Below are 18,714 nucleotides of genomic sequence, written 5' to 3' on the forward strand. Positions count from 1 at the left end.
TCTGAACGCACAACGCCCGCCCGCATCGGCTGCGGACGGGCGTTTTCAAGCTGGCGAAATACCGATCAATCAATAGCGCGGGTGATGCACCGGGCCGTGGTTGCGGTGGCCGTGGTGCCAGCCGGCATGGTGGCGATGCGCCCAAGAGCGGGCGTGATGGCGGCCGTGATAGCGCACCACCGCCGGGCCCCAGGACGGCTCGCCGATCACCTGATGGGTCATGGCGTGCGCGTAGGCGCCCCCGGTGTAGGCGGTGCCGGTGCGATACACCGAGACGGCGCGCTCGTCGTAATAGGGGCGCGGCGCGAACCGGCCGGGGCCGGTATAGGCCGGGCCCTGGTTGACGTAATAATAGCGGGTCGGGTCCGGCAGGCGTTCAAACGACGCGGTACCGTAGCCATAGCCGTAGCCGGTTTCGAACGTGGCGTAGCCGTTGCCGCACGGGCTGACCACCGGGCCGCACGGCCCGCAGCCATTGCCGAACAGCCCTCCTCCGCAGGCCAGCGCCGGTGCGGCGCTCGCGGTCACCACGGCGACCGCCGCGACCAGTCCGGAAATCATCGTACGCATACTACGCTCCTGTTCGATGTCGTCGTCGGGATCGTGGGGGCGGCCATCAACGGTACGGCCGTGGACCGGGCCGCGGCTCGTCAAACGGCGGCGCGATCAGCACCTGGGGTTCGATCATCGGGGTCGGCGGTGCCGGCTGCGGCGGCCGCGATTCCACTTCCCAGGATTGATGGAAGCTCTCGGCCGGCTTCGGCAGCTTGCGGTCCGCCGGCGGCTCGACCTCCAGCCGGCCGTAGCCGGGCAGCCGGTTCGAGCCAGGGTAATAGTGGCCGACCTCCGGATACACCACCGGCCGGCTGCCATAGATCGTCGGCTGCACGTGGTTGCCGCTCTCCAGCCCCCAGTCGCCTTCGATCGTCGCATAGGACGCGTCGCGCCCGTTGATGATGATCGGCACGCCGGGCCGGCCGGGAATCACGATCGCCCGCCCGCCGCTCTCGGCAAAAGCCGGAGCCGCGGTCACGGTCAGCAGCGCGAGCGCCTGGGCCAGACGCCGAAGGGTGAAAGGATCAGACATGCGCCAACGGTAAGGGAAAAGCCTGGCAGATGGGTTAAGGCACGGCCGCTCGCGACCGGTAAGCCTAACGCGCGAGCACGGTTTCGGGTCCGCCTGCTGCGTTCCGCCGCAACGTCGTTAACGCGCTCTTTCGATCGGCAAGCCACGCGCCCGCTTGGAAACCACCCGCGGCGGTCTTGTCGATCCGCGGCGGCGCTGCTAGCTGTCTGCCCGATGCCGGCGTAGCACAGCGGTAGTGCAGCGGTTTTGTAAACCGAAGGTCGGGAGTTCGATCCTCTCCGCCGGCACCATCTCCCCGCAAGCAAGCTTCGTCCCTACGCGACGTCCCCCGCCTCTTGGGAATAGGCCATCTCCATCACGACGGTGTAGAGCCGCTCGCCGATCAGATGGCCGGTGTGGAAGCCGGTTTCGGTCTGCAGCCAGGCCAGCGCGTGCTGGTGGAGCGGCGACTGCCCGACGAACGCCATCGCCCAGTTCGGGAATGCGCGAACAGTGATCGGGCTGGCGAGCAGCACCTGGACGTCGCTGTGCCGGTGGTCCTGTTGGATGGTCTCAAACACTTTCTCGACCGCGCTGCGCGGCCCTTCGAGAACTTGGGCAAAGAACCCGCTGTTGACGATCAGCGCCCCGGTGATGCCGGCACGGGCGTTGTTGATGCGGGAGGTAGCCAGGATGCCGGCGATTTCCGACGACAGCCGATCGAGCGGTCCTTCGATCCGGTTTCGGCTGACATAGAGAACGCGAAACAGCTCATCCTGCATCGAACCCCTTTCCCCCGCGGGAATCCCTGATCTTGAATACTGTCGGCGCACAGTGCGCTCAGTTCAAAATCATACGGAGACGCCGGTCGAAGGACTTGTTCGAACGCAAATCCACAGGCGCGGATCGGATCTCGGTTTATAGGCCGTCAGATCGCCGCCCGAAGGTGCGGGTGATCCTCGCGGCCGACGTCTATTGAATACACCGCAACGGAATTGGGCGCAGGAAAGTCGCCATTGGCGAAGATGCCGTCGCGCTCGAACCGTCCCTCGGTGCTGATGAGCAGCGTCGCAGTGAAGATGCAATGCACCTCGCCTTGCCCATTGGTGAACGGCAACAGCAGCTTCTCGTAGTCCACCGGCACATCGTGCACGTCCGAGACGCAAGAGATCGAATAGACCGGCTTACGGATGCGGCGGCAGAGGTCGTATTGAGCCAGGATGTAGTCACGCGTTGCTGGCGACAGCACCTCGTCGAGATACAGTCCCCGCGCCTCCAGTCCGCTGGCCACCGACAGCAGCGATCCATAGTGAAGGATTTGATACCGCGGCTCGTCCGAACCGATCACCCGGGTCAGGATCGAACGCGGCATGTCGATGCTCGCCGGCTCGAACGAGAACGGCACCATGGCGGGGTCGGTGACCCGACCGCCCGCTCTCGCCCACTGGTTGATCAGCCAACGGTGAGGCACGTGGCGGACGACCTCGGCGCTGCTCGGGTTCACAATCATGCTCGCGGAATTCCTTGTGTATCGGCTGCTGCCTTTCACTCCCAGCGCGACCCGGAACGCAACAGGAGTACGGCGCATGGCGCTATCCGAGAGCCAATGAGCGGTCAATCCGCAAGACCTCCCTGCACCTTGCCACAGTGTCGCATCTATTCGGATCAGCTCGTCGCCCACTATCTCGGGATGTCACGGGCTCAGCGCGTTTTCCACGTAATGCTGAATTTTCCGTCTGCATGTGACTGGTTTTCGGAACATCGCCAAGCTGAGGCGCAGCGCGCCGCCAAGTGATCGATACTCTAAAATCGTCGCGTCGGCCTCCTGGAAGTCCCTGTCTGGAACTACGCGAAGCTTGATGTAACGCAATACCGCTCCCGTCAGAGCTGCAAAGCTGAGTTTTATCGCCCAGAAGGGAATCATCCGGCATGCGATCGTTTCAACACCGCGACTACTTCTTCCATCCGTGCCGGATGTGCGGAGCCGTGGCCAACCTGACGCGCAACACGCCTGCAGCCGACGGCTGCGAGCATCGCACCTACGAATGCCGACGATGCGGCCATATCGACCTGTTCGGGGTCGGACCGGACGCCAGCAGGCCCTGGACGGTGATCGGCTCGGCCGAGTTGGAGGCGGCTGGTGGCGGCAGCGGCGCAAGCTGAACCGCTCCCCCAAAGATTAGAGATCGATCGCCATCAGCACCGTGTCGGCGCCGTTCCAGCGTGTGCGATCGACGATGCTCCATCCGAGCCGCTGATAGTAATCCGCCGCATCCGTTGTGTAGAGAAATAGCCGGCGGTGGCCGCGCTGCCGCGCCTGGTCCTCGATCGCGCCGACCAATGCCGCGCCGACGCCAAAGCGACGATGGGCCGGCGCGACGTAAAGCCCTGCAAGCCACGGCGTGACATCGTGCACCGGGGCGATCTCGGACCGAACCAGCAGCGCGGTCCCGGCCGGCTCGTCATCATGCATCGCCATCAGTGCGACCTGATCGGATGGATCTGCCACGAACGCCTCAAGCGAAGCCAGTTCGTCTGCTGCGCTGGCGTTGAGCACCGAGAACGTCTCGGCGCGCCACCGCGCGCACACCGCGAGCTCATTCATACCGGGTGCCAGGACGATAATGCGGGTGGTGGACATTGGCGCCGCCTCCTCCGCGGAGATCAGCCCCGCCGCGTATCACTGGTAGATGTACCAGTTCCCGAATTAACCATCGAATAGTTCCACTCCGTTAAAACGGACCGCGAAATCACTCGTGCTTCGCAACGGAGCGTCTTCGCATGAGTCCGCGCTTCGGTGCCCTGCCCGGCACATCCAGGCACGCCGCCCGGCCGAACGGCCGCCGGGCGGCCACTCTCCTCGCCGATCGCGCCAGCGATGCCTGTCCGCCCGGCATCCTCCCCAATTTTCAAGATCCCGCCCGTATTTTCGAACGGACCGTCCCATGAAACTCTCGGACATCAAACTGCTCTACAAGATCCTCGCCTGCTTCCTGCTGCTCGGTTTGGTGACGGCGTTCGGTTTGTGGCACTCGTCGTCGAAGACCACCGAGGCGGTCGGCATCTACTCGGAGATGATCGACAAGGACGTCGCCGGGATGAAGGCGAATCTTCGCGTCAACTCCCGCGTTTACAATTTCGGCCGGCTGATCTGGCGGCTCACCGCCGAGACCGACCCGGTGATGATGAATGAGGTCGTTCAGGAGGTCCGCGCCAACTACAAGGATTTCCAGGATCAGATTGCGATCGGCCGCAAAGCGCTGCCGCAATTCGCCGCCGATTTCGACAAGGCGGCGGCGATGTTCGACGAGATCATGACCAAGAGCTATCCGAAGCTCGAGAAGGAAGCGCTCGCCAACAACAACGAGGAAGCCTCGCGCCTCAACCGCGCGATGATCCCGCAGACCGACGCGCTGCGCGACCACGTCCGCACCATCACCACACGCCTCGACGACTCGCTGGCAAAGCGCTCGCATGAAGCAGCGGCCGATGTAAAGAACGCCGTGACATCGACGGTGGTGATCGTCGGCGGCGCATTCCTGGCGGTGCTGGCGGCGGCGTTCGCGCTGGTGCAGTTCGGTGTCGCCCGCCCGATCGCCCGGCTGGTCGGCGATCTGCAGGCGATGGCGCGCGGCCAGGATGTCGATGTCAGCGGCACCGAACGCGGCGACGAAATCGGCCAGATCGCCAATGCCGTCAACGACATTCATTTGATGCTCGCCGAGAAGGCGCGGCGCGAGGCGGACGACAAGCTCGCCGCCGACCGCGAGGCTGAAGCCGAGCGCAAGACGGTGATGATGAATCTGGCGAACTCGTTCGAAGCCGCGGTCGGCGAGATCGTCGAGACGGTGTCGTCGGCGTCGACCGAACTGGAAGCCTCGGCGCGCACGCTCGCGGGCACCTCCGAACGTTCGCAGGAACGCACCACCCGCGTTGCGGTGGCTTCCGAACAGGCATCCACCAACGTGCAGTCGGTGGCCTCGGCGACCGAGGAGATGAGCTCATCGATTTCCGAGATCAGCCGCCAGGTGCAGGACTCGGCGCGGATCGCCACCGAGGCGGTCGAGCAGGCCCGCACCACCAATTCCAGCGTCGGCGAATTGTCGGCGGCCGCGGCTCGGATCGGCGACGTCGTCGAACTGATCAACACCATCGCCGGCCAGACCAACCTGCTCGCGCTGAACGCCACGATCGAAGCGGCTCGCGCCGGCGAGGCCGGTCGCGGCTTCGCGGTCGTCGCGAGCGAAGTGAAGGCACTGGCCGAGCAGACTGCCAAGGCGACCGGTGAAATCAGCGCCCAGATCGGGGGCATTCAGAGCGCGACCGATCAGTCGGTGCGGGCGATCCGCGAGATCGGCGAGACCATCGCCAAGATGTCCGAGATCTCCTCGACGATTGCGGCAGCAGTCGAACAGCAAGGCGCTGCTACGCAGGAAATCTCCCGCAACGTGCAGCAGGCTGCGCAAGGTACCCAGCAGGTGTCGTCGAACATCGTCGAGGTGCAGCACGGCGTCACCGAGACCGGCTCGGCATCGAGCCAAGTGCTGTCGGCCGCCCAAGGGCTCTCGCGCGACAGCGAGCGGCTGCGCAGCGAGGTCGCGAAGTTTCTCAGCACGGTACGCGCGGCCTGACGCGGCACGCCTCCCCGGCTCGATCCGAGCCAGCCGATCATGACCGGCGCCCGCGTGGCGCCGGTTTGGTTTCAGAGCCCGCCCAAGAGCGCGGCTGGCGTTGCTCAGGACTCAGTGCCGCGAGGCGAGCGCCGCGGCGATGCGGCCCTGGATGACGACGCCGAGCCAGATCACCAAGGTCGACAGGCCGGCCGCAGCCACTACCAGTAGGTCGGTCTCGCTCATCGGATCAGTCCTCCGCAAGGACGGGGTAGTAGCCCAAAGGGCTGCTACGATCGGCGGCGTCGCATCCGCGGCGCCGCAACTCTTGGGCAATTATTGCTGCACGGCGCGGGCCGGCTTTGATGCCGGTCAACCGCGGCGGCGGCAGGCATTCCAGCGCTCACAGCCACCGCACCAGAACGGTGAGATTGACCGCGCAGGCCCCCAGCAATGCCAAGGTGAGGCCGAACGGAGCGCTATCGATGCGGGTTTTCAGGATCGTCGTCATGTTGGAACCCGATGTCATGACCGGACCATCGGGTGATTCTAGCCTTGGAGTCCCAAGCGATATTTTTCGCCGGATTTAACCCTCGTTAACCTTCGATTCCCGACTCCCGGCCCTCTTCCGGCCGACGCAAAAAGGCCGGCGCTGAGGCCGGCCTTGAAGCTGGGATTCGTGAGGTAGGATAGATACTTAGCGGATCGCCGATCAGTATTTGGCAACCGCCGGACCGCCCCAGCCGAAGCGGTAATTGATACCGGCCTTGACGGTGTGCTCGTCGTTGCGGAACGAGGTGCCGACCACGTCGGCCGGACCGCCGGTGAAGGTGGTATCGCCGAACTTGTAGTACTGGTACTCGACCTTGGCCGACCAGCTCGGCGCGAACATGTATTCGAGGCCGGCGCCGACGGTGTAGCCGTCGTTGCGGCTGCCGCTGGTGGTGTAGCCGGACGGCACGCCGCCGAGCGCGGCGACGCTGAGATCGCTGTCGCGCCAGGCGTAACCGCCCTTGGCGTAAACCAGCGTCGGGCCCCAGGCGTAACCCAGTCGGCCAGTGACCGAGCCGAGGCCGCGGGTGTCTTCGGTCGCGGTGCTGCCACCCGGGAAGATCACGCCGGTGTTGTTCGACGACATCCAGCTATACTGGGCTTCGATACCGATCACCCAGTTGGTGGCGAACTGATAGTCCGCGCCGCCCTGGACACCGCCGAAGAAGCGGCCGGAGTTGCCGGTGATGTTGTTATCGCCGGCCCAGGCGCCGCCGACGTGGCCGCCGACATAGAAGCCGGTCCAGTTGTAAACCACCTCGGGCGCCGTATAGGCGGGCGCGGCCTTGGTATAGGGCCGCGGCGGCAGGTCGGCGGCAAAGGCGGGAGCGGAGAGCGCGATCACCGCCGCTGCGCCGAGCAGAGTGTTCTTCATCGTCTTCATCGTCGTCCCTCTTTCGATGCGTTCCGATGTGCTCAAAACAGCATGGCAATCGTTTGGTTGCCCGGTGGCGACGGCGTAGCAATCATTCAGCAGGACTGTGACGACGCCGCAACACTCGGGAACCCGTCCCTGCCAGGCCGGCATCAGATTAGTCGCGGCAGATTGCGATCCGGTCGGGATCAGCGCGACAATTTTTCCAGTTCGGGAAACGGCGCATAAACGACGCCGGTGCACAGCTCGCCGGCATGCGGCGCGACGCGGTCGAGCCGGCCGTCGACATGCACGATCGCCATGTCCTGCAGCGTGCCGCCGCGCGGGGTGAAGCGCAGGCACGATACCCAGCGCACCCGGCCGTCGACCGGCCGCTGCACCGGCTCGGCCATCGCCGCATCGCGCAGGCCCGACGGGTTGTTGAGATAGGTCCGCAGGAAGGCCGGGATCTCGCTGCGATAGTTCACCGGAAACGGCTGCGGCGGATCGGTATCGAACGACATCGAGCCGCCGATCGCGCAAGCACCGAGCAGCGCCGCGAGCGGCAGCGCCAAAGCGGCGCGCAGCGGGCGCAGGAAGGTCGGCAATGGGATCGCGGGACGGCGCATGTCTCATGCAATAGCGCGCCGGGCGGCGAAATCAATCGCCCGCCGTGCCGCGAGGGGAAGCGCGGCACGGCGGGCGTTGGGACGGCTGAGGATCAGCCGCGCTTCGGCGCGATGTGGCGGATCGACGCCTTGGACAGATGCTGCTTGGCGACCGGCTGCTTCATCGCCTGGTGCTTGGCATGATGCTTGGAGGCGTGGTGCTTGCCGACATGGCGCTGGGCGTGATGCTTGCCGGCCTGCTTCTGCACCGGAGCGGCCTGCGCGGTCTTGCCGGCCGGCGCGGTCTGGGTGGTGGCCGGCGCGGCCGGGGTCTTGTCGGCGGAGGCGGCGAGCGCCGGGGCGGCCAGCATCGAAACGGCAACGAGCGCGGCGGACAGGGTCTTGATCATGGTGGGTCTCCTTGAACAGTCGGTTCGAAATTCGCTTGATCCGAACGCGGGGCCGGAGCGGCCGGGTGCTCGATCACGGTGCCGACCCTAGAGCCGCGGCACTGAACCGCACCTGACGGCCGCCGATGGCTTCCGTTCATCAGCATGAATTGTTGGTCATGCACGCTGGTGGCGTGCCGACGCCGACAGGCGCCCTCGCCCCCTCGCCTCGACACCCCCGGACAGGTCGTATAGACCGACGACGGTGAGAGGCGGCCGGCACCACGATGGCCTGTCAGCCGTCCGCCGCCGTCAGAGGCCGCCTTCGATGAGCACGTCCGCGCGGCAAGACCGCACCGCTTCTTCCCGTCCCGTTTCGCCGCGCATCGCGACCGACCGTATCGCCTTCGTCGCCTCGACCAGCGCCGAGGCGCAGGCCGCGCTGGCGCAGCTGGTGCAGCTCTATGGCAACGCCGAGCCCCACGAGGCCGACGTCGTGGTCGCGCGCGACGGCGACGGCTTGATGCTGCAGACGCTGCATCAGCAGATGCGCAGCGGCAAGCCGATCTACGGCATGCATCGCGGCACTGTCGGCTTTCTGATGAACGAGTATTCGACGGTGGACTTGCGCGCCCGTCTTGCCGCCGCGCGCGAGACCGTGATCCATCCGCTCTTGATGCGCGCCACCGACATCTACGGCGAGGTGCACATCCATCACGCCATCAACGAAGTGTCGCTGTTTCGCCAGAGCCACCAGGCGGCGCGGCTACGGATCAGCATCGACGAGCGCGAGCGGATGAGCGAACTGGTCGCCGACGGCATCATGGTCGCGACCCCCGCGGGCTCCACCGCCTACAATCTGTCGGCGCAGGGCCCGATCCTGCCGATGAACGCCCAGCTCTTGGCGCTGACCCCGATCTCGCCATTCCGCCCGCGGCGCTGGCGCGGCGCGCTCTTGCCGGACACCGCCTACGTGGTGATCGACGTGCTCGAAGTCGACAAGCGCCCGGTCGCCGCCGTCGCCGACCACGACGAAGCCCGCGACGTCCGCCGCGTCGAAGTGATCTCCGACAAGACTATCGCAATGCGGATGCTGTTCGATCCGGGGCATAGCCTGGAAGAACGGATCTTGAGCGAGCAGTTTGGGTATTAGGATTACCTTCGTGCGGCCTGTCGGCGGTATCACCGGTCACCCGTGACGCTGTTTTGTCCTGAGATCGCAATCTCCTGACCGTTTGGCCCCGAAAGAACCGGGCGCGGACCGCAAGAGTCCGAGCGCCCGGTTCCGGTGGTCACGCCGCGTCCGAGCGGGTTTGATGGTGTCGCCAAACGACCAATCGAACCCAAGGACAACGATCATGACCTCCAAGGACAAGATAGCACGGCGTAAGCTCTCGCTGCTGGAGCTCGCCACCGATCTGCAAAACGTCAGCCGCGCCTGCAAGCTGACGGGCTATTCCCGGTAGCAATTCTACGAGATCCGCCGCAACTTCCAGACCTTCGGCGCCGAAGGGCTGATCGACCGGCTACCCGGCGCCAGGGGACCGCATCCCAACCGCGTCTCGGCCGAGATCGAGGCCGCCGTGCTCGACCACGCGCTGGTCCATCCCTGCCACGGCGCGGTGCGCGTCGGGCAGGAGCTGCGGCTGAAGGGGGTGCAGGTCTCCGCCGGCGGCGTCCGCGGGGTGTGGCAGCGCCACGGGCTGCTGACCAAGCACGAGCGCCTGCTGCGGCTCGAGAAGACCACCGCCGAGCGCACCATCGAGCTGTCAGAGGAGCAAACCAGACTGCTGGAACGGTTCTCGCCGGAGTTCCGGGAGCGCCACATCGAGGCCCCGCACACCGGCTCTCTGGTCGCCGTCGACACCTTCTTCGTCAGCGTGCTCAAGGGCGTCGGCAAGGTCTATCTGCTTGACCGCTATCGACTGTCACAGTCGCTACGCATGGGCCAGGCTCTACACCAGCAAGCTGCCGGTCACCGCGGTGCATCTGATGAACACTGACGTGCAGCCGACCTTCGAGGCGCATGACGCTAGAATCGAGACCGTGCTGTCCGACAATGGCCGGGAGTTCTGCGGCCGGCCCGACCAGCATCCCTCCGAGCTGTTCTTGCAGCTCGCGGACATCGACCATCGCACCACACGGGTGAAGCGGCCGCAGTCCAATGGCATCGTCGAGCGCCTGCACCGCACCCTGCCCGACGAGCACTTCCGGGTCGAAGGCCGTCGCACCTGGTTCGAAACCGTCGACGAGATGCAGACCGTTCTCGACGACTACCTGGTCGGCTACAATCAGCGCCGGCCCCATCAAGGCCGCGGCATGAACGGCCGCACACCGGCCACCGCCTTCGTCGATGACCTGCCCGCGTCACAGCACAAGAAGGAGGGAAAGAAAGTCGAAAAACAAGCCGCCAAAGTAGCCGCCTGACGCCGCCCGCTCACCGCGGCACTGTCAGCCGATTACCCTATCTGTACACATTGAGGACTATTCACGGGGCCTGTTGGGACCAAACGTTTCGATAGCACCTTCAGCAACCCTCTTGACCCGTGCCGCACGTATTGCTCGGCCTCCTTGCCTCTTCGAACGTTCTGCCTGATCCTTGGAACGTTCCCAGTCGGGAGTATTGTCGATCATTCCCAGAATCTTTTGCGCAAGCGCTTCCGCACCGCTCTTTTCCCAGTTTTTTTCTGCAATTGCTTCCTGCAGCTGAATCCCCAACACACGCCCCCCGCGCCGCCGAAGTTCCTTTACGGTCTTCTTCAGGTCGCCTACCAACTCCTTGGGAGAGAGTTCTCTAGGTTGCATATCCCGATCCGAGATATCGAAGCCAAGGCTGGTCTTGGTTCCCAGATGAAGAAACGCAAGGCGCGAGATAATGGGCTGATGAGCAGCGGCCAACGTCATCGCGACGCCGCTAAAGAGGCCGCAATTACGGGTGATCTCTTCATATTCCGCCGCTAACAATCCCATTCCGTTCGGATGTGCTTTGGCCTTCACACGGGCATTCTCGAAGACCGCTGGGTCGGCGGCTCGCTTGTCTGCGCCGATGACGTAGTTATATCCTACGAAGTAGTACGCCTTTTCGAGAGTGAGCACAGCTCCTTCGCACTCTCTAAAGACATAACGGTTCTGTCCCTTTTTTGCGCCTCCCCACACAAAATGGTTAAAGCCATAGCCGTTGAATTCTGCATCAGGACTCTGAATAACAAGAAACGACTTAAGCAACTCTCCCCGATTGGTCGAATAGCGAAACACAAGAAAGTAGCTCCAGTCGGCCCCGTCGTTGTGATCACCGTTCCGAAACAGGTCGGTAACCACTGGCCTTCCGTTGCGACGGCTCGCACGAAAAAGGTCACCCAACCTGTGAATAACCGCCGAATCCAGTAGTTCATCCGGTTCAGCGGCACTCACTTCGCGCGCGGGCCGCTCCTCCACGGTCCTGCTGAGAAATTTGATCAGCGCATCACCCTCAGCCTTCATGCCATCGGCGATGAAGCCCGCAGACTTCTGGTCTCGAAGGTACTCCAAAAGAAAGCGTTTACTTTCCTTCTTCGGCGCACAATTCCGGGGAGGAAACCAGTTGTGAACAGTCATCTTCGTCACAACCGGTCGCCTACCACTTGCACTACCTTCAATGAAGGTGATCAGGCTTGCCTTAAGAGCTTTGGCACCTTCCTTATCCTCTGAATCGAACGGCTTTCCGCGCAGAACTCGAAACATTTCAGGAATAATTTCAAGGTCAGTGAATGCTTTCGGCACCTGAGACGCCCCCCCGTCAAACGAGGCACCTTTGAAATTTATACGGAGTTATGCAACTATTATATAGTATTGGGCTGTTGATACCCGCGCGCGGCCTTGTTGCAGACAAGCGCGGACAGGACAACGATTGCACTCCACATCTCTTCTTGCGGTGATCTAAATGAAGCGGCTCGAATCCCTACGCCAGCTGGACGTGTTGCCCAGCCCCCCAAATGTTCGCAGAATTTTTGTTGGAGGGCGTCCGGTGACCGTTGCGTTGCGGCATCACCCGGCCATTACCGAGGGCGAAGCTCTCGCTGCACATCAGCGAATTTCCGCTGAGGCACGCGCCAAAGAAGCCCGTCTGGGGCCCCTTCCACAGTTTCCGCATCCCCGCCTTGGATAGCGCCTCCGATCGATAGATCAGAACCAAAAGCGCAGGAGACTGTCGATCGGCGGATATTTGACGTGAAGGTGCCGCCTGCCTTTCTCGCGGCGCAACATAGTCTTGACGCTGCGTGGCACGATCACACCATCAATTGAATGGACCTTGGCCTCGGGGTCAGCTGACCAATTGTCCTCGACATAGAGGTTGACCTCGCGAGCTGGCTTCCGGATCGGCAGATCGAACCAGAACCCAGGCGGCTCGCCAGTGGTCTGAATTGGCGTGACGAGCTGGATATCCCAGGTAACGAAGCTTCCCGCTGGAATTTCACTTCCAAACCTTGCAAAGAGCCGGGTTTCGATGTCTTCGACAGAGGCCCCTTCTTCGATCACTCTCGTGTACTTGACTCCGGTACGCTGCTCATGGAGCTCATTCTGTGAGCCAGCGTTGGCTGTGACGGAGAACTCCAGCAGCTTGCAATCAGACACCTCAAGCACATGAGCGAAGAGGTGGGCCGCGCTCACAACGCGATATGTCGCTCGGATGTGAACCGACCAACATTCGTGCTCGGCATGGTTCCGAGTGATCTCGATTGAGAGGTCGTGAATTGCTTCGCCAAATTCGTTCGTAAGCGCCTCGAACGTCTGGACGCTGTCAATGAAGGAAACCTCCCTCCCATCGAAATAGGACGTCTTTCCAGATTGCACACGGCTACGGCCGGAAGCGCTCATTGCACTCAGCAGCCACGCCAGAAGCGATGCACACCCGAGGTACTGCGCGAGCAACGGAACGTAGATTGCGCCCTTCATCATGGTGAGAAAGCGCATCGGATAGTTCTGGGCCATGACCTTCGCCGTCACCTGGAAGGCGAAGGCAACAGCAACCGAGCAGATCAGGAACGAAAACCAGCGATTGTCCACGACCGCGTACATCGCGACAGTAATTCCTGCGCTGGGAACATGCATCGCCAAAGCAGACAGCCGATTGAGCTCATCCTCGTTCAGGGACGCGCCGTCATACGCGGCTTTGAACAGCAGCGCGCAGGCAATGATGATGATTTGACGGCCGACCACAAAGCCATAGATCGGCTGGTGGTCGACATACGGCGCCAGAATAGCCATGGCCCGTTCCGAGTGCCGCTTCGCAAGATCCAGCCCGCCGAAGGTACGCTGAAGCGTCTCTTCCGACTGCTTGTTTGCGAGCATGATCGACGATTGGACTCCTTCTAGGAGGAAGATGAAATAGCCAAGCAGGCCGAGTTCGACGACCAGAAGCTGCCGCATAGAGAATTTGAACGAATCGCCCACAGCGAGGTCGAACGCGGTCAGGCCGCCCGCCTTCGCGAGAATGATCAGAAAGAAAAGAGCTGCTATTGTCCCGAATGTCTTCATTGACGTACGGGCTGAGCTCGAAAATCGCTCCCGTTGCCCGCTCCCCTCGTTCAGCCGGACGCCTTCACCCTCACCGGCTTCGTTTCCCATTTTCGGGGCGCTAGGAGCGAACTCAAGTTTGATTGTGTCCAACTCCTGAAAACTTGCAGGAGGAAACTTGACAAAATTATATCAAATTTGTGCCGGCTCCCGTCCGACGTGGATGGCCGCACCCCAATGGCCACAGGCACGGCGTGTCAGCTTGTCGTCCCCGCGCAGGCGGGGACCCATACGCCGTAGGCTCTCGATGGAAGCCCTGCGGCCGACGCCTTCCCACACCTGCAAAGCCAGGGGATATGGGTCCCCGCCTGCGCGGGGACGACTTGGGGCGGAGGCTGCGGCTGAACAATTGATCTGCCCCTCCGGGCGCCTTGCCTCACACCGCCCGCGTAAGGCCCCCATCCACCCGGATGTTCTGCCCCGTGATGTAAGCGGCACCGTCGGAAGCCAAGAAAGCGATGGTGGCGGCGATTTCGGCGCTGGTGCCGTAGCGCTTCATCGGCACGGTGTCGCGGCGCTGCTCGGTGGCCGGCAGGCTGTCGATCCAGCCCGGAAGCACGTTGTTCATCCGGACGTTGTCGGCGGCGTATTGGTCGGCGAAGATCTTGGTGTAGGCGGCGAGCCCGGCCCGCGCCACCGCCGAGGTCGGAAACATCGCGCTCGGCTCGAACGCCCAGGCGGTCGAGATGTTGATGATGGCGCCGGCCTTCTGCTGCTGCATGATCGGCGCCACCAGCCGCGTCGCGCGGACGACGTTGAGGAAATAGACGTCGAGTCCCTGATGCCACTGCTCGTCGGAGATCTCGAGGATCGGCGCGCGCGGGCCGTGGCCGGCGCTGTTGACCAGCACGTCGATGCGGCCCCACTGCGCCATCGCCTGGTCGACCAGGCGCTTCAGATCGTCGTTCGACTGGTTCGACCCGGTGACGCCGAAGCCGCCGAGCTCGCGCGCCAGCGCTTCACCCTTCCCGGACGACGACAGCACCGCGACGCGGAAGCCATCCGCGGCCAGCCGGCGCGCCGCCGCAGCTCCCATGCCGCTACCGCCCGCGGTGATCAGGGCTACTTTGTCGACTGCCATGCTTGCCTCCGTCTGCTGCTGCGGGCCGGCACCGGCCTGCCCCGCGCGTGATAGCAGCAACGGCGGGGCCGCGCGAACGGCGGCGCGGCGCAATCACAAAGCGATCAGAGACGAAGGATGTAGGCTTTACGATGCGGCGTCGCGCATGGCCATGCCATACGCGACGTGAGATTCCGGGTTCGCGCTTTGCGCGCGCCCCGGAATGACTGGAGGAGAGGCTTTCCCGCGTCTTGTGAAAGACGCAGGTCGGGCGATCAACCCTTCTTGCTGCGCACCGGCACCGGTTGCGGGACGAGCTCGGTCAGGGTGGTCAGGGCGGAGACGGTGCTACGCAGGCGGTTGATGCGGCGGGTGTAGTTGAACATCAGTCCGGCGAGGAACGCGCTGCAGATCAGCGTGAACACTGCGAACGCTACGACGTCGTCACCCATGGTCGTCCCTTTCCTTGATGAGCACGGCCGCGGGCCGCGTGGCGCGCAGGCCGGCTGGGACAGCCGGCTGCGTCGCTGCATGAACGATACATGATGCTAGGCGCCGGAGTCATAATCATGAATGACCGGGAACAACCGATCGCCGCTCCGATGCGTCTGTCGTGTGCGATGGATAATCGCTGATTAAACGTTCTGTTGTGCAGTGCAGCGCAACGAGGGCGCACACGGCAAGCGTGACGCACTGCTAAGCGGCGCGAGCGACGTGCGCCGCGGCGACCTCTATCAGCAAGCGGGATGTCGGGGAGCGATCGTGCCGCGGACGGTCCGGCCGGTGCGGGGCGTGATCGCATCGAAGCTACTCGTGATAGAACGGCCCGTGCGGCTCGGTCAGCGAATGGTCCCACGGCATCGCGCGGTGGGTCACCGTCTCGCAGGTCGTGCATTTGTATTCGCGCACCTGATAACCCTGCACCAGCGGCCGATTGCCGATCAGCTCCAGCGGAAGGTTGCAGGTCGGGCAATGCGGGGTGGTCGTGGTCATGCGCGCCATCCGAATCAGTACACTCCCTAGTCGGCACGATTTCGGGTTCCACCGCCACTGCGATCTCGCGCCGCCGGATTCGCCAAGGGTGCGATATCCGGTCGCAGTCGAAAGTCGCCCCCTCGCCTCCCGCCTGCCCGCCTGCCCGCCGTCCGGCCCTTCAACCCTTCCTTAACGACGCGCCGCTATCGTTAACGCAACGTTTATCGGCGCACAGCGCTCCCGGGCCGGGCCATGTATCGGATCGACTTCAACAAGCTGCGCTTCCTGATTTGCGACGACAATCCGCACATGCGGCGCATCCTGCGCACGCTGCTGCACTCGTTCGGCACCCGCGAAGTCTATGAGGCCGAAGACGGCGCCACCGCGCTGGAAATGTACAGCCACTATTCGCCCGACATCCTGATCACCGATTGGGAGATGCCGATCTTCGACGGGCTGGAGCTGGCGCAGATGATCCGGCAGCCGGAAGCCAAGGGCAATCCATACGCGCCGATCATCATGCTGACCGCACATTCGGAAAAGCGCCGCGTCACGCTGGCGCGCGATGCCGGCGTCACCGAATTCCTCGCCAAGCCGATCTCGTCGAAAGGGCTGTATCAGCGCATCCTCAACGTGGTGGCGAGCCCGCGCCCGTTCATCCGCACCCGCAATTACTTCGGCCCCGACCGCCGCCGCAATACCACCGCCGGCTATATCGGGCCGGAGCGACGCCACGGCGGCGAAGCGGACATTATCCAGCAGCCCTCGCTGCTCGATAAGGCCCGGGTCAACACCTAGCAGGCGTTTCGACAGCCATGAGCAAGCCACGCCCCGGCGACATTCAGGTCGCGACCTTCCCGACCCATCAGGTGATCACCCAGGCCAACCCGCTGCGCCGCGCGATGCGCCGGCTGGCCGAGGATGCCCCGGCCGAGACCACGGACGATCCGGTGGCGCGCGCCGAAGCCGCGCTGGCCTCGCTGTCCGGCGAGTTCGGCGACTGGATGGCCGAGGAATGCCAGCGGCTCGCCGCCGCCCATGCTGATCTGGTGCGCGACGGCGTCACCAAGGACAGCCGCGCCGCGCTGTTTCGCGCCGCCCACGACATCAAGGGCGACGCCGCCACCTTCGGCTTTCCGGCCGCGGCCGCGACAGCGGCCAGCCTGTGCCGGATCATCGAGCACGCGCCCGATCTCGCCAAAGTCCCGGCCGAACTGATCGCCAACCACGTCGCCGCGATCCAGGCGATCGTGCGCGAAGGCGCCGGCGGCCAGAAATCCGAAGTGCAGCGGGCGCTGAACCGCAAGCTGCGCGGCGTCGCCGACGACTACCTCGCCGCCGTCAACCGCGATCGCCCCGAACACCTCGAAGCCATCCTCGCCCCGAGCATCGCGCCGGACGAGTAGGCCGCCCATGGCTCGTCATTCCGGGGCGCCGCGCAGCGGCGAACCCGGAATCCAGAAATTGTGACAACGCCGAGCTCTCAACAGCGCGAAATTCCGGGTTCGCTTGCTACGCAAGCGCCCCGGAATGACTCATCGTTGGCTTGCAGGGCTGTGCTACGCCGCGACCGGCGCGTAGCGCCAGCTGGCTTCTTCGGCGATCACTTCGTCGCGCAGCGCGGCGGCTTCTTCGCGGGCGAATTCGGTGGCGAAGCGGCGCAGCAGGATCAAGAGCGGGCCCGCGGCATCCGGATCGGTCTCGCACTGAGTCAGCACCCGCTCGACCATGCGGCGGCGCAGCCGTGCGGCGCTGGATTCATTGGCGACGAAGCCGATCTCGCGCTCGGCGGCGAGCGCGGCGCGGAACGCCGGGAAGACGGTTTCCGGCAGCCCGGCGCGGCCGAGTAGCGCATTGAGCGACGCGCGCGCGCCGTCGGCGAGCAGCGCTGCAACCCGCGCCGGCGCAGTGCCGGAGAGTTCGGCGAGCGCGTGTTCGACCAGCAGGAGATTGCCGGATAGCAGCGCGCGCAGGATCAGTCCCGCGGTCAGCGTGCGGGTCTCGCACAGATGCCGCATCAACGCCGCCATATCGGCGCCGCGGGCGCGCGACGCGATCGCGATGGTGGAGCGATCCATCGCCTCGCCGGTCACGCGCGCGGCGCGGTCGGCGCTGAGCCAACCACGTGCCACCACGAATTGCTGCAAGGTATCGGACAGCTTCGCCACCAGCGCCAGCCGCGTCGCCGCCGGCAGATCGGGCAGCGCCAGCATCGACTCGCGGATCGCCGCGAGATGGCCGTGACGCTCGACGATGCGGTCCCAGGAGAACGGCGCCAGCTCGGCGTGCGGGTTTTCGATCAGCTCCAGCGCCGCGGCAGGTGAGCCGACCTCGGCAATTGCCGCGCACACCGCGGCGGGCAGTTGGAAACGCCGCGCCACCGCGCATTGCACGGCGTTGTCGCCGGTGGCGACGATGTCGACCAGATCGGCGTCGAGCAGCAGCGGCGAGAACTCCAGCACCGGCAGCGCCACCGATGCCTGATCGGAGGCGAGCGCACGCACGATCGTCGGCGGAGCGTCGGGATGGGATGCGAACACTTCGGCGATCGCCTGCCGCACTTGGGCAGCGGGATCATCCAGCATCAATAGCAGCGCGCCTTCGGCGGCGATGCGATCATCGATCGTGAGATCGGAAATCAACCAGGCGCGGGCGAGAGCGCGGGTGGCTTCGGCACGTTCGCCGGCCGGTGCGTGACGGATCCAACTGATGAACTGCCGAACAATCATGACACTTCCGGCCGACGCAACTTCACCTCACGCCTGTTTCGGCGCCTCTCATAAACGATCAATAAACCATGCCCCTTAACAAAGGGTTCACCATAACCGGCTGAGTTCGTTGACGTTTCGTTAAGGCTCCACCGTGGGGCAGAAACTGCCCAACCACAGACGTCCGCGTGCCACCACGAACTTGCAGCCGCTCCGCGAACGAATAGCTCCGCACGCGATGTCTCTCGTCGTCTCCGAGCTCGGCACCCAGCAACTTGCGAAGCCGCGGAAGGCGCCAGACTGCCCACAATCTCGACAGTGTATGATTACAGATTGATCG

General features: G+C 64.2%; 22 protein-coding genes, 1 tRNA gene and 1 pseudogene. 7 read left to right on the plus strand and 17 right to left on the minus strand.

Going from position 1 to position 18,714, the window contains the following annotated elements:
• Positions 1 to 69 precede the first annotated feature (69 nt).
• Both RPPS3_RS17260 and RPPS3_RS17265 read right to left on the minus strand, forming a co-directional pair.
• Positions 70 to 570 carry a hypothetical protein gene (locus tag RPPS3_RS17260; RefSeq protein WP_107345163.1) on the minus strand — a complete coding sequence of 167 codons (501 nt, stop codon included), beginning with the start codon at positions 568 to 570 and terminating at the stop codon, positions 70 to 72.
• 46 nt (positions 571 to 616) lie between these two features.
• Positions 617 to 1,087: a hypothetical protein gene (locus RPPS3_RS17265; RefSeq protein ID WP_107345164.1), complete on the minus strand. Its 471-nt coding sequence runs from the start codon at positions 1,085 to 1,087 to the stop codon at positions 617 to 619.
• Between the two features lie 215 nt (positions 1,088 to 1,302).
• On the opposite strand from RPPS3_RS17265, the gene RPPS3_RS17270 reads away from it, so the two are divergent.
• Positions 1,303 to 1,377, plus strand: a tRNA-Thr gene (locus tag RPPS3_RS17270).
• A gap of 24 nt (positions 1,378 to 1,401) precedes the next feature.
• On the opposite strand, the gene RPPS3_RS17275 is transcribed toward RPPS3_RS17270, so the two are convergent.
• The 3 genes from RPPS3_RS17275 to RPPS3_RS17285 all read right to left on the minus strand — a co-directional run bounded on the left by RPPS3_RS17275 (position 1,402) and on the right by RPPS3_RS17285 (position 2,990).
• The gene (locus RPPS3_RS17275) at positions 1,402 to 1,848 is read right to left on the minus strand and encodes a BLUF domain-containing protein (protein ID WP_107345165.1); all 447 of its coding nucleotides are present in this window, start codon (positions 1,846 to 1,848) and stop codon (positions 1,402 to 1,404) included.
• Between the two features lie 146 nt (positions 1,849 to 1,994).
• Positions 1,995 to 2,684, minus strand: a complete 690-nt coding sequence (locus RPPS3_RS17280) for a hypothetical protein (protein WP_234819979.1) — start codon at positions 2,682 to 2,684, stop codon at positions 1,995 to 1,997.
• Between the two features lie 75 nt (positions 2,685 to 2,759).
• Positions 2,760 to 2,990 carry a hypothetical protein gene (locus tag RPPS3_RS17285; RefSeq protein WP_107345167.1) on the minus strand — a complete coding sequence of 77 codons (231 nt, stop codon included), beginning with the start codon at positions 2,988 to 2,990 and terminating at the stop codon, positions 2,760 to 2,762.
• A gap of 5 nt (positions 2,991 to 2,995) precedes the next feature.
• Here RPPS3_RS17285 and RPPS3_RS17290 point away from each other — a divergent pair, with 5 nt between their 5' ends.
• A complete protein-coding gene (locus RPPS3_RS17290) occupies positions 2,996 to 3,229 on the plus strand; it encodes a hypothetical protein (protein WP_107345168.1) in 234 nt (77 codons plus the stop codon).
• A gap of 16 nt (positions 3,230 to 3,245) precedes the next feature.
• Here RPPS3_RS17290 and RPPS3_RS17295 read toward each other — a convergent pair whose 3' ends face one another.
• A complete protein-coding gene (locus RPPS3_RS17295; RefSeq protein WP_107345169.1) occupies positions 3,246 to 3,707 on the minus strand; it encodes a GNAT family N-acetyltransferase in 462 nt (153 codons plus the stop codon).
• 304 nt (positions 3,708 to 4,011) lie between these two features.
• Here RPPS3_RS17295 and RPPS3_RS17300 point away from each other — a divergent pair, with 304 nt between their 5' ends.
• Positions 4,012 to 5,697 carry a methyl-accepting chemotaxis protein gene (locus tag RPPS3_RS17300; protein ID WP_107345170.1) on the plus strand — a complete coding sequence of 562 codons (1,686 nt, stop codon included), beginning with the start codon at positions 4,012 to 4,014 and terminating at the stop codon, positions 5,695 to 5,697.
• A 111-nt stretch (positions 5,698 to 5,808) separates the two neighbouring features.
• On the opposite strand, the gene RPPS3_RS17305 is transcribed toward RPPS3_RS17300, so the two are convergent.
• The 5 genes from RPPS3_RS17305 to RPPS3_RS17320 all read right to left on the minus strand — a co-directional run bounded on the left by RPPS3_RS17305 (position 5,809) and on the right by RPPS3_RS17320 (position 8,099).
• Positions 5,809 to 5,922 carry a hypothetical protein gene (locus RPPS3_RS17305; protein ID WP_012496801.1) on the minus strand — a complete coding sequence of 38 codons (114 nt, stop codon included), beginning with the start codon at positions 5,920 to 5,922 and terminating at the stop codon, positions 5,809 to 5,811.
• Between the two features lie 157 nt (positions 5,923 to 6,079).
• Positions 6,080 to 6,205 carry a hypothetical protein gene (locus RPPS3_RS24830; protein WP_012496802.1) on the minus strand — a complete coding sequence of 42 codons (126 nt, stop codon included), beginning with the start codon at positions 6,203 to 6,205 and terminating at the stop codon, positions 6,080 to 6,082.
• Between the two features lie 183 nt (positions 6,206 to 6,388).
• A complete protein-coding gene (locus RPPS3_RS17310; protein ID WP_199851837.1) occupies positions 6,389 to 7,102 on the minus strand; it encodes an outer membrane protein in 714 nt (237 codons plus the stop codon).
• A 188-nt stretch (positions 7,103 to 7,290) separates the two neighbouring features.
• A complete protein-coding gene (locus tag RPPS3_RS17315) occupies positions 7,291 to 7,710 on the minus strand; it encodes a hypothetical protein (protein WP_107345172.1) in 420 nt (139 codons plus the stop codon).
• Between the two features lie 92 nt (positions 7,711 to 7,802).
• Positions 7,803 to 8,099: a His-rich protein BRANT gene (locus RPPS3_RS17320; protein WP_107345173.1), complete on the minus strand. Its 297-nt coding sequence runs from the start codon at positions 8,097 to 8,099 to the stop codon at positions 7,803 to 7,805.
• 307 nt (positions 8,100 to 8,406) lie between these two features.
• Here RPPS3_RS17320 and RPPS3_RS17325 point away from each other — a divergent pair, with 307 nt between their 5' ends.
• Positions 8,407 to 9,231, plus strand: coding sequence for an NAD kinase (locus RPPS3_RS17325; RefSeq protein WP_234819980.1), 825 nt, complete (start codon positions 8,407 to 8,409; stop codon positions 9,229 to 9,231).
• Positions 9,232 to 9,436: 205 nt separating this feature from the next.
• Positions 9,437 to 10,505 (plus strand): annotated as a pseudogene (locus tag RPPS3_RS17330) (IS481 family transposase).
• Positions 10,506 to 10,562: 57 nt separating this feature from the next.
• Here RPPS3_RS17330 and RPPS3_RS17335 read toward each other — a convergent pair.
• From RPPS3_RS17335 to RPPS3_RS17360, 5 genes are all read right to left on the minus strand, one after another.
• Complete coding sequence (locus tag RPPS3_RS17335) at positions 10,563 to 11,837, minus strand: hypothetical protein (RefSeq protein ID WP_159060691.1); 1,275 nt, start codon at positions 11,835 to 11,837, stop codon at positions 10,563 to 10,565.
• A 402-nt stretch (positions 11,838 to 12,239) separates the two neighbouring features.
• The gene (locus tag RPPS3_RS17350) at positions 12,240 to 13,682 is read right to left on the minus strand and encodes a hypothetical protein (RefSeq protein ID WP_159060692.1); all 1,443 of its coding nucleotides are present in this window, start codon (positions 13,680 to 13,682) and stop codon (positions 12,240 to 12,242) included.
• 325 nt (positions 13,683 to 14,007) lie between these two features.
• Positions 14,008 to 14,712 (minus strand): SDR family oxidoreductase, encoded by a 705-nt coding sequence (locus RPPS3_RS17355; protein ID WP_107346660.1) that lies wholly within the window; start codon positions 14,710 to 14,712, stop codon positions 14,008 to 14,010.
• 254 nt (positions 14,713 to 14,966) lie between these two features.
• A complete protein-coding gene (locus RPPS3_RS24650; protein WP_011158920.1) occupies positions 14,967 to 15,143 on the minus strand; it encodes a hypothetical protein in 177 nt (58 codons plus the stop codon).
• 355 nt (positions 15,144 to 15,498) lie between these two features.
• Positions 15,499 to 15,684: a hypothetical protein gene (locus tag RPPS3_RS17360; protein ID WP_234819981.1), complete on the minus strand. Its 186-nt coding sequence runs from the start codon at positions 15,682 to 15,684 to the stop codon at positions 15,499 to 15,501.
• 234 nt (positions 15,685 to 15,918) lie between these two features.
• Here RPPS3_RS17360 and RPPS3_RS17365 point away from each other — a divergent pair, with 234 nt between their 5' ends.
• Positions 15,919 to 16,464 carry a response regulator gene (locus RPPS3_RS17365; protein ID WP_011158922.1) on the plus strand — a complete coding sequence of 182 codons (546 nt, stop codon included), beginning with the start codon at positions 15,919 to 15,921 and terminating at the stop codon, positions 16,462 to 16,464.
• A 17-nt stretch (positions 16,465 to 16,481) separates the two neighbouring features.
• A complete protein-coding gene (locus RPPS3_RS17370) occupies positions 16,482 to 17,072 on the plus strand; it encodes an Hpt domain-containing protein (RefSeq protein WP_107345179.1) in 591 nt (196 codons plus the stop codon).
• A gap of 153 nt (positions 17,073 to 17,225) precedes the next feature.
• On the opposite strand, the gene RPPS3_RS17375 is transcribed toward RPPS3_RS17370, so the two are convergent.
• The gene (locus RPPS3_RS17375) at positions 17,226 to 18,395 is read right to left on the minus strand and encodes a DUF2336 domain-containing protein (protein WP_107345180.1); all 1,170 of its coding nucleotides are present in this window, start codon (positions 18,393 to 18,395) and stop codon (positions 17,226 to 17,228) included.
• Between the last annotated feature and the right edge of the window lie 319 nt (positions 18,396 to 18,714).

Source organism: Rhodopseudomonas palustris (genome assembly GCF_003031265.1).
GTDB classification, from domain to species: Bacteria; Pseudomonadota; Alphaproteobacteria; order Rhizobiales; family Xanthobacteraceae; genus Rhodopseudomonas; species Rhodopseudomonas palustris_H.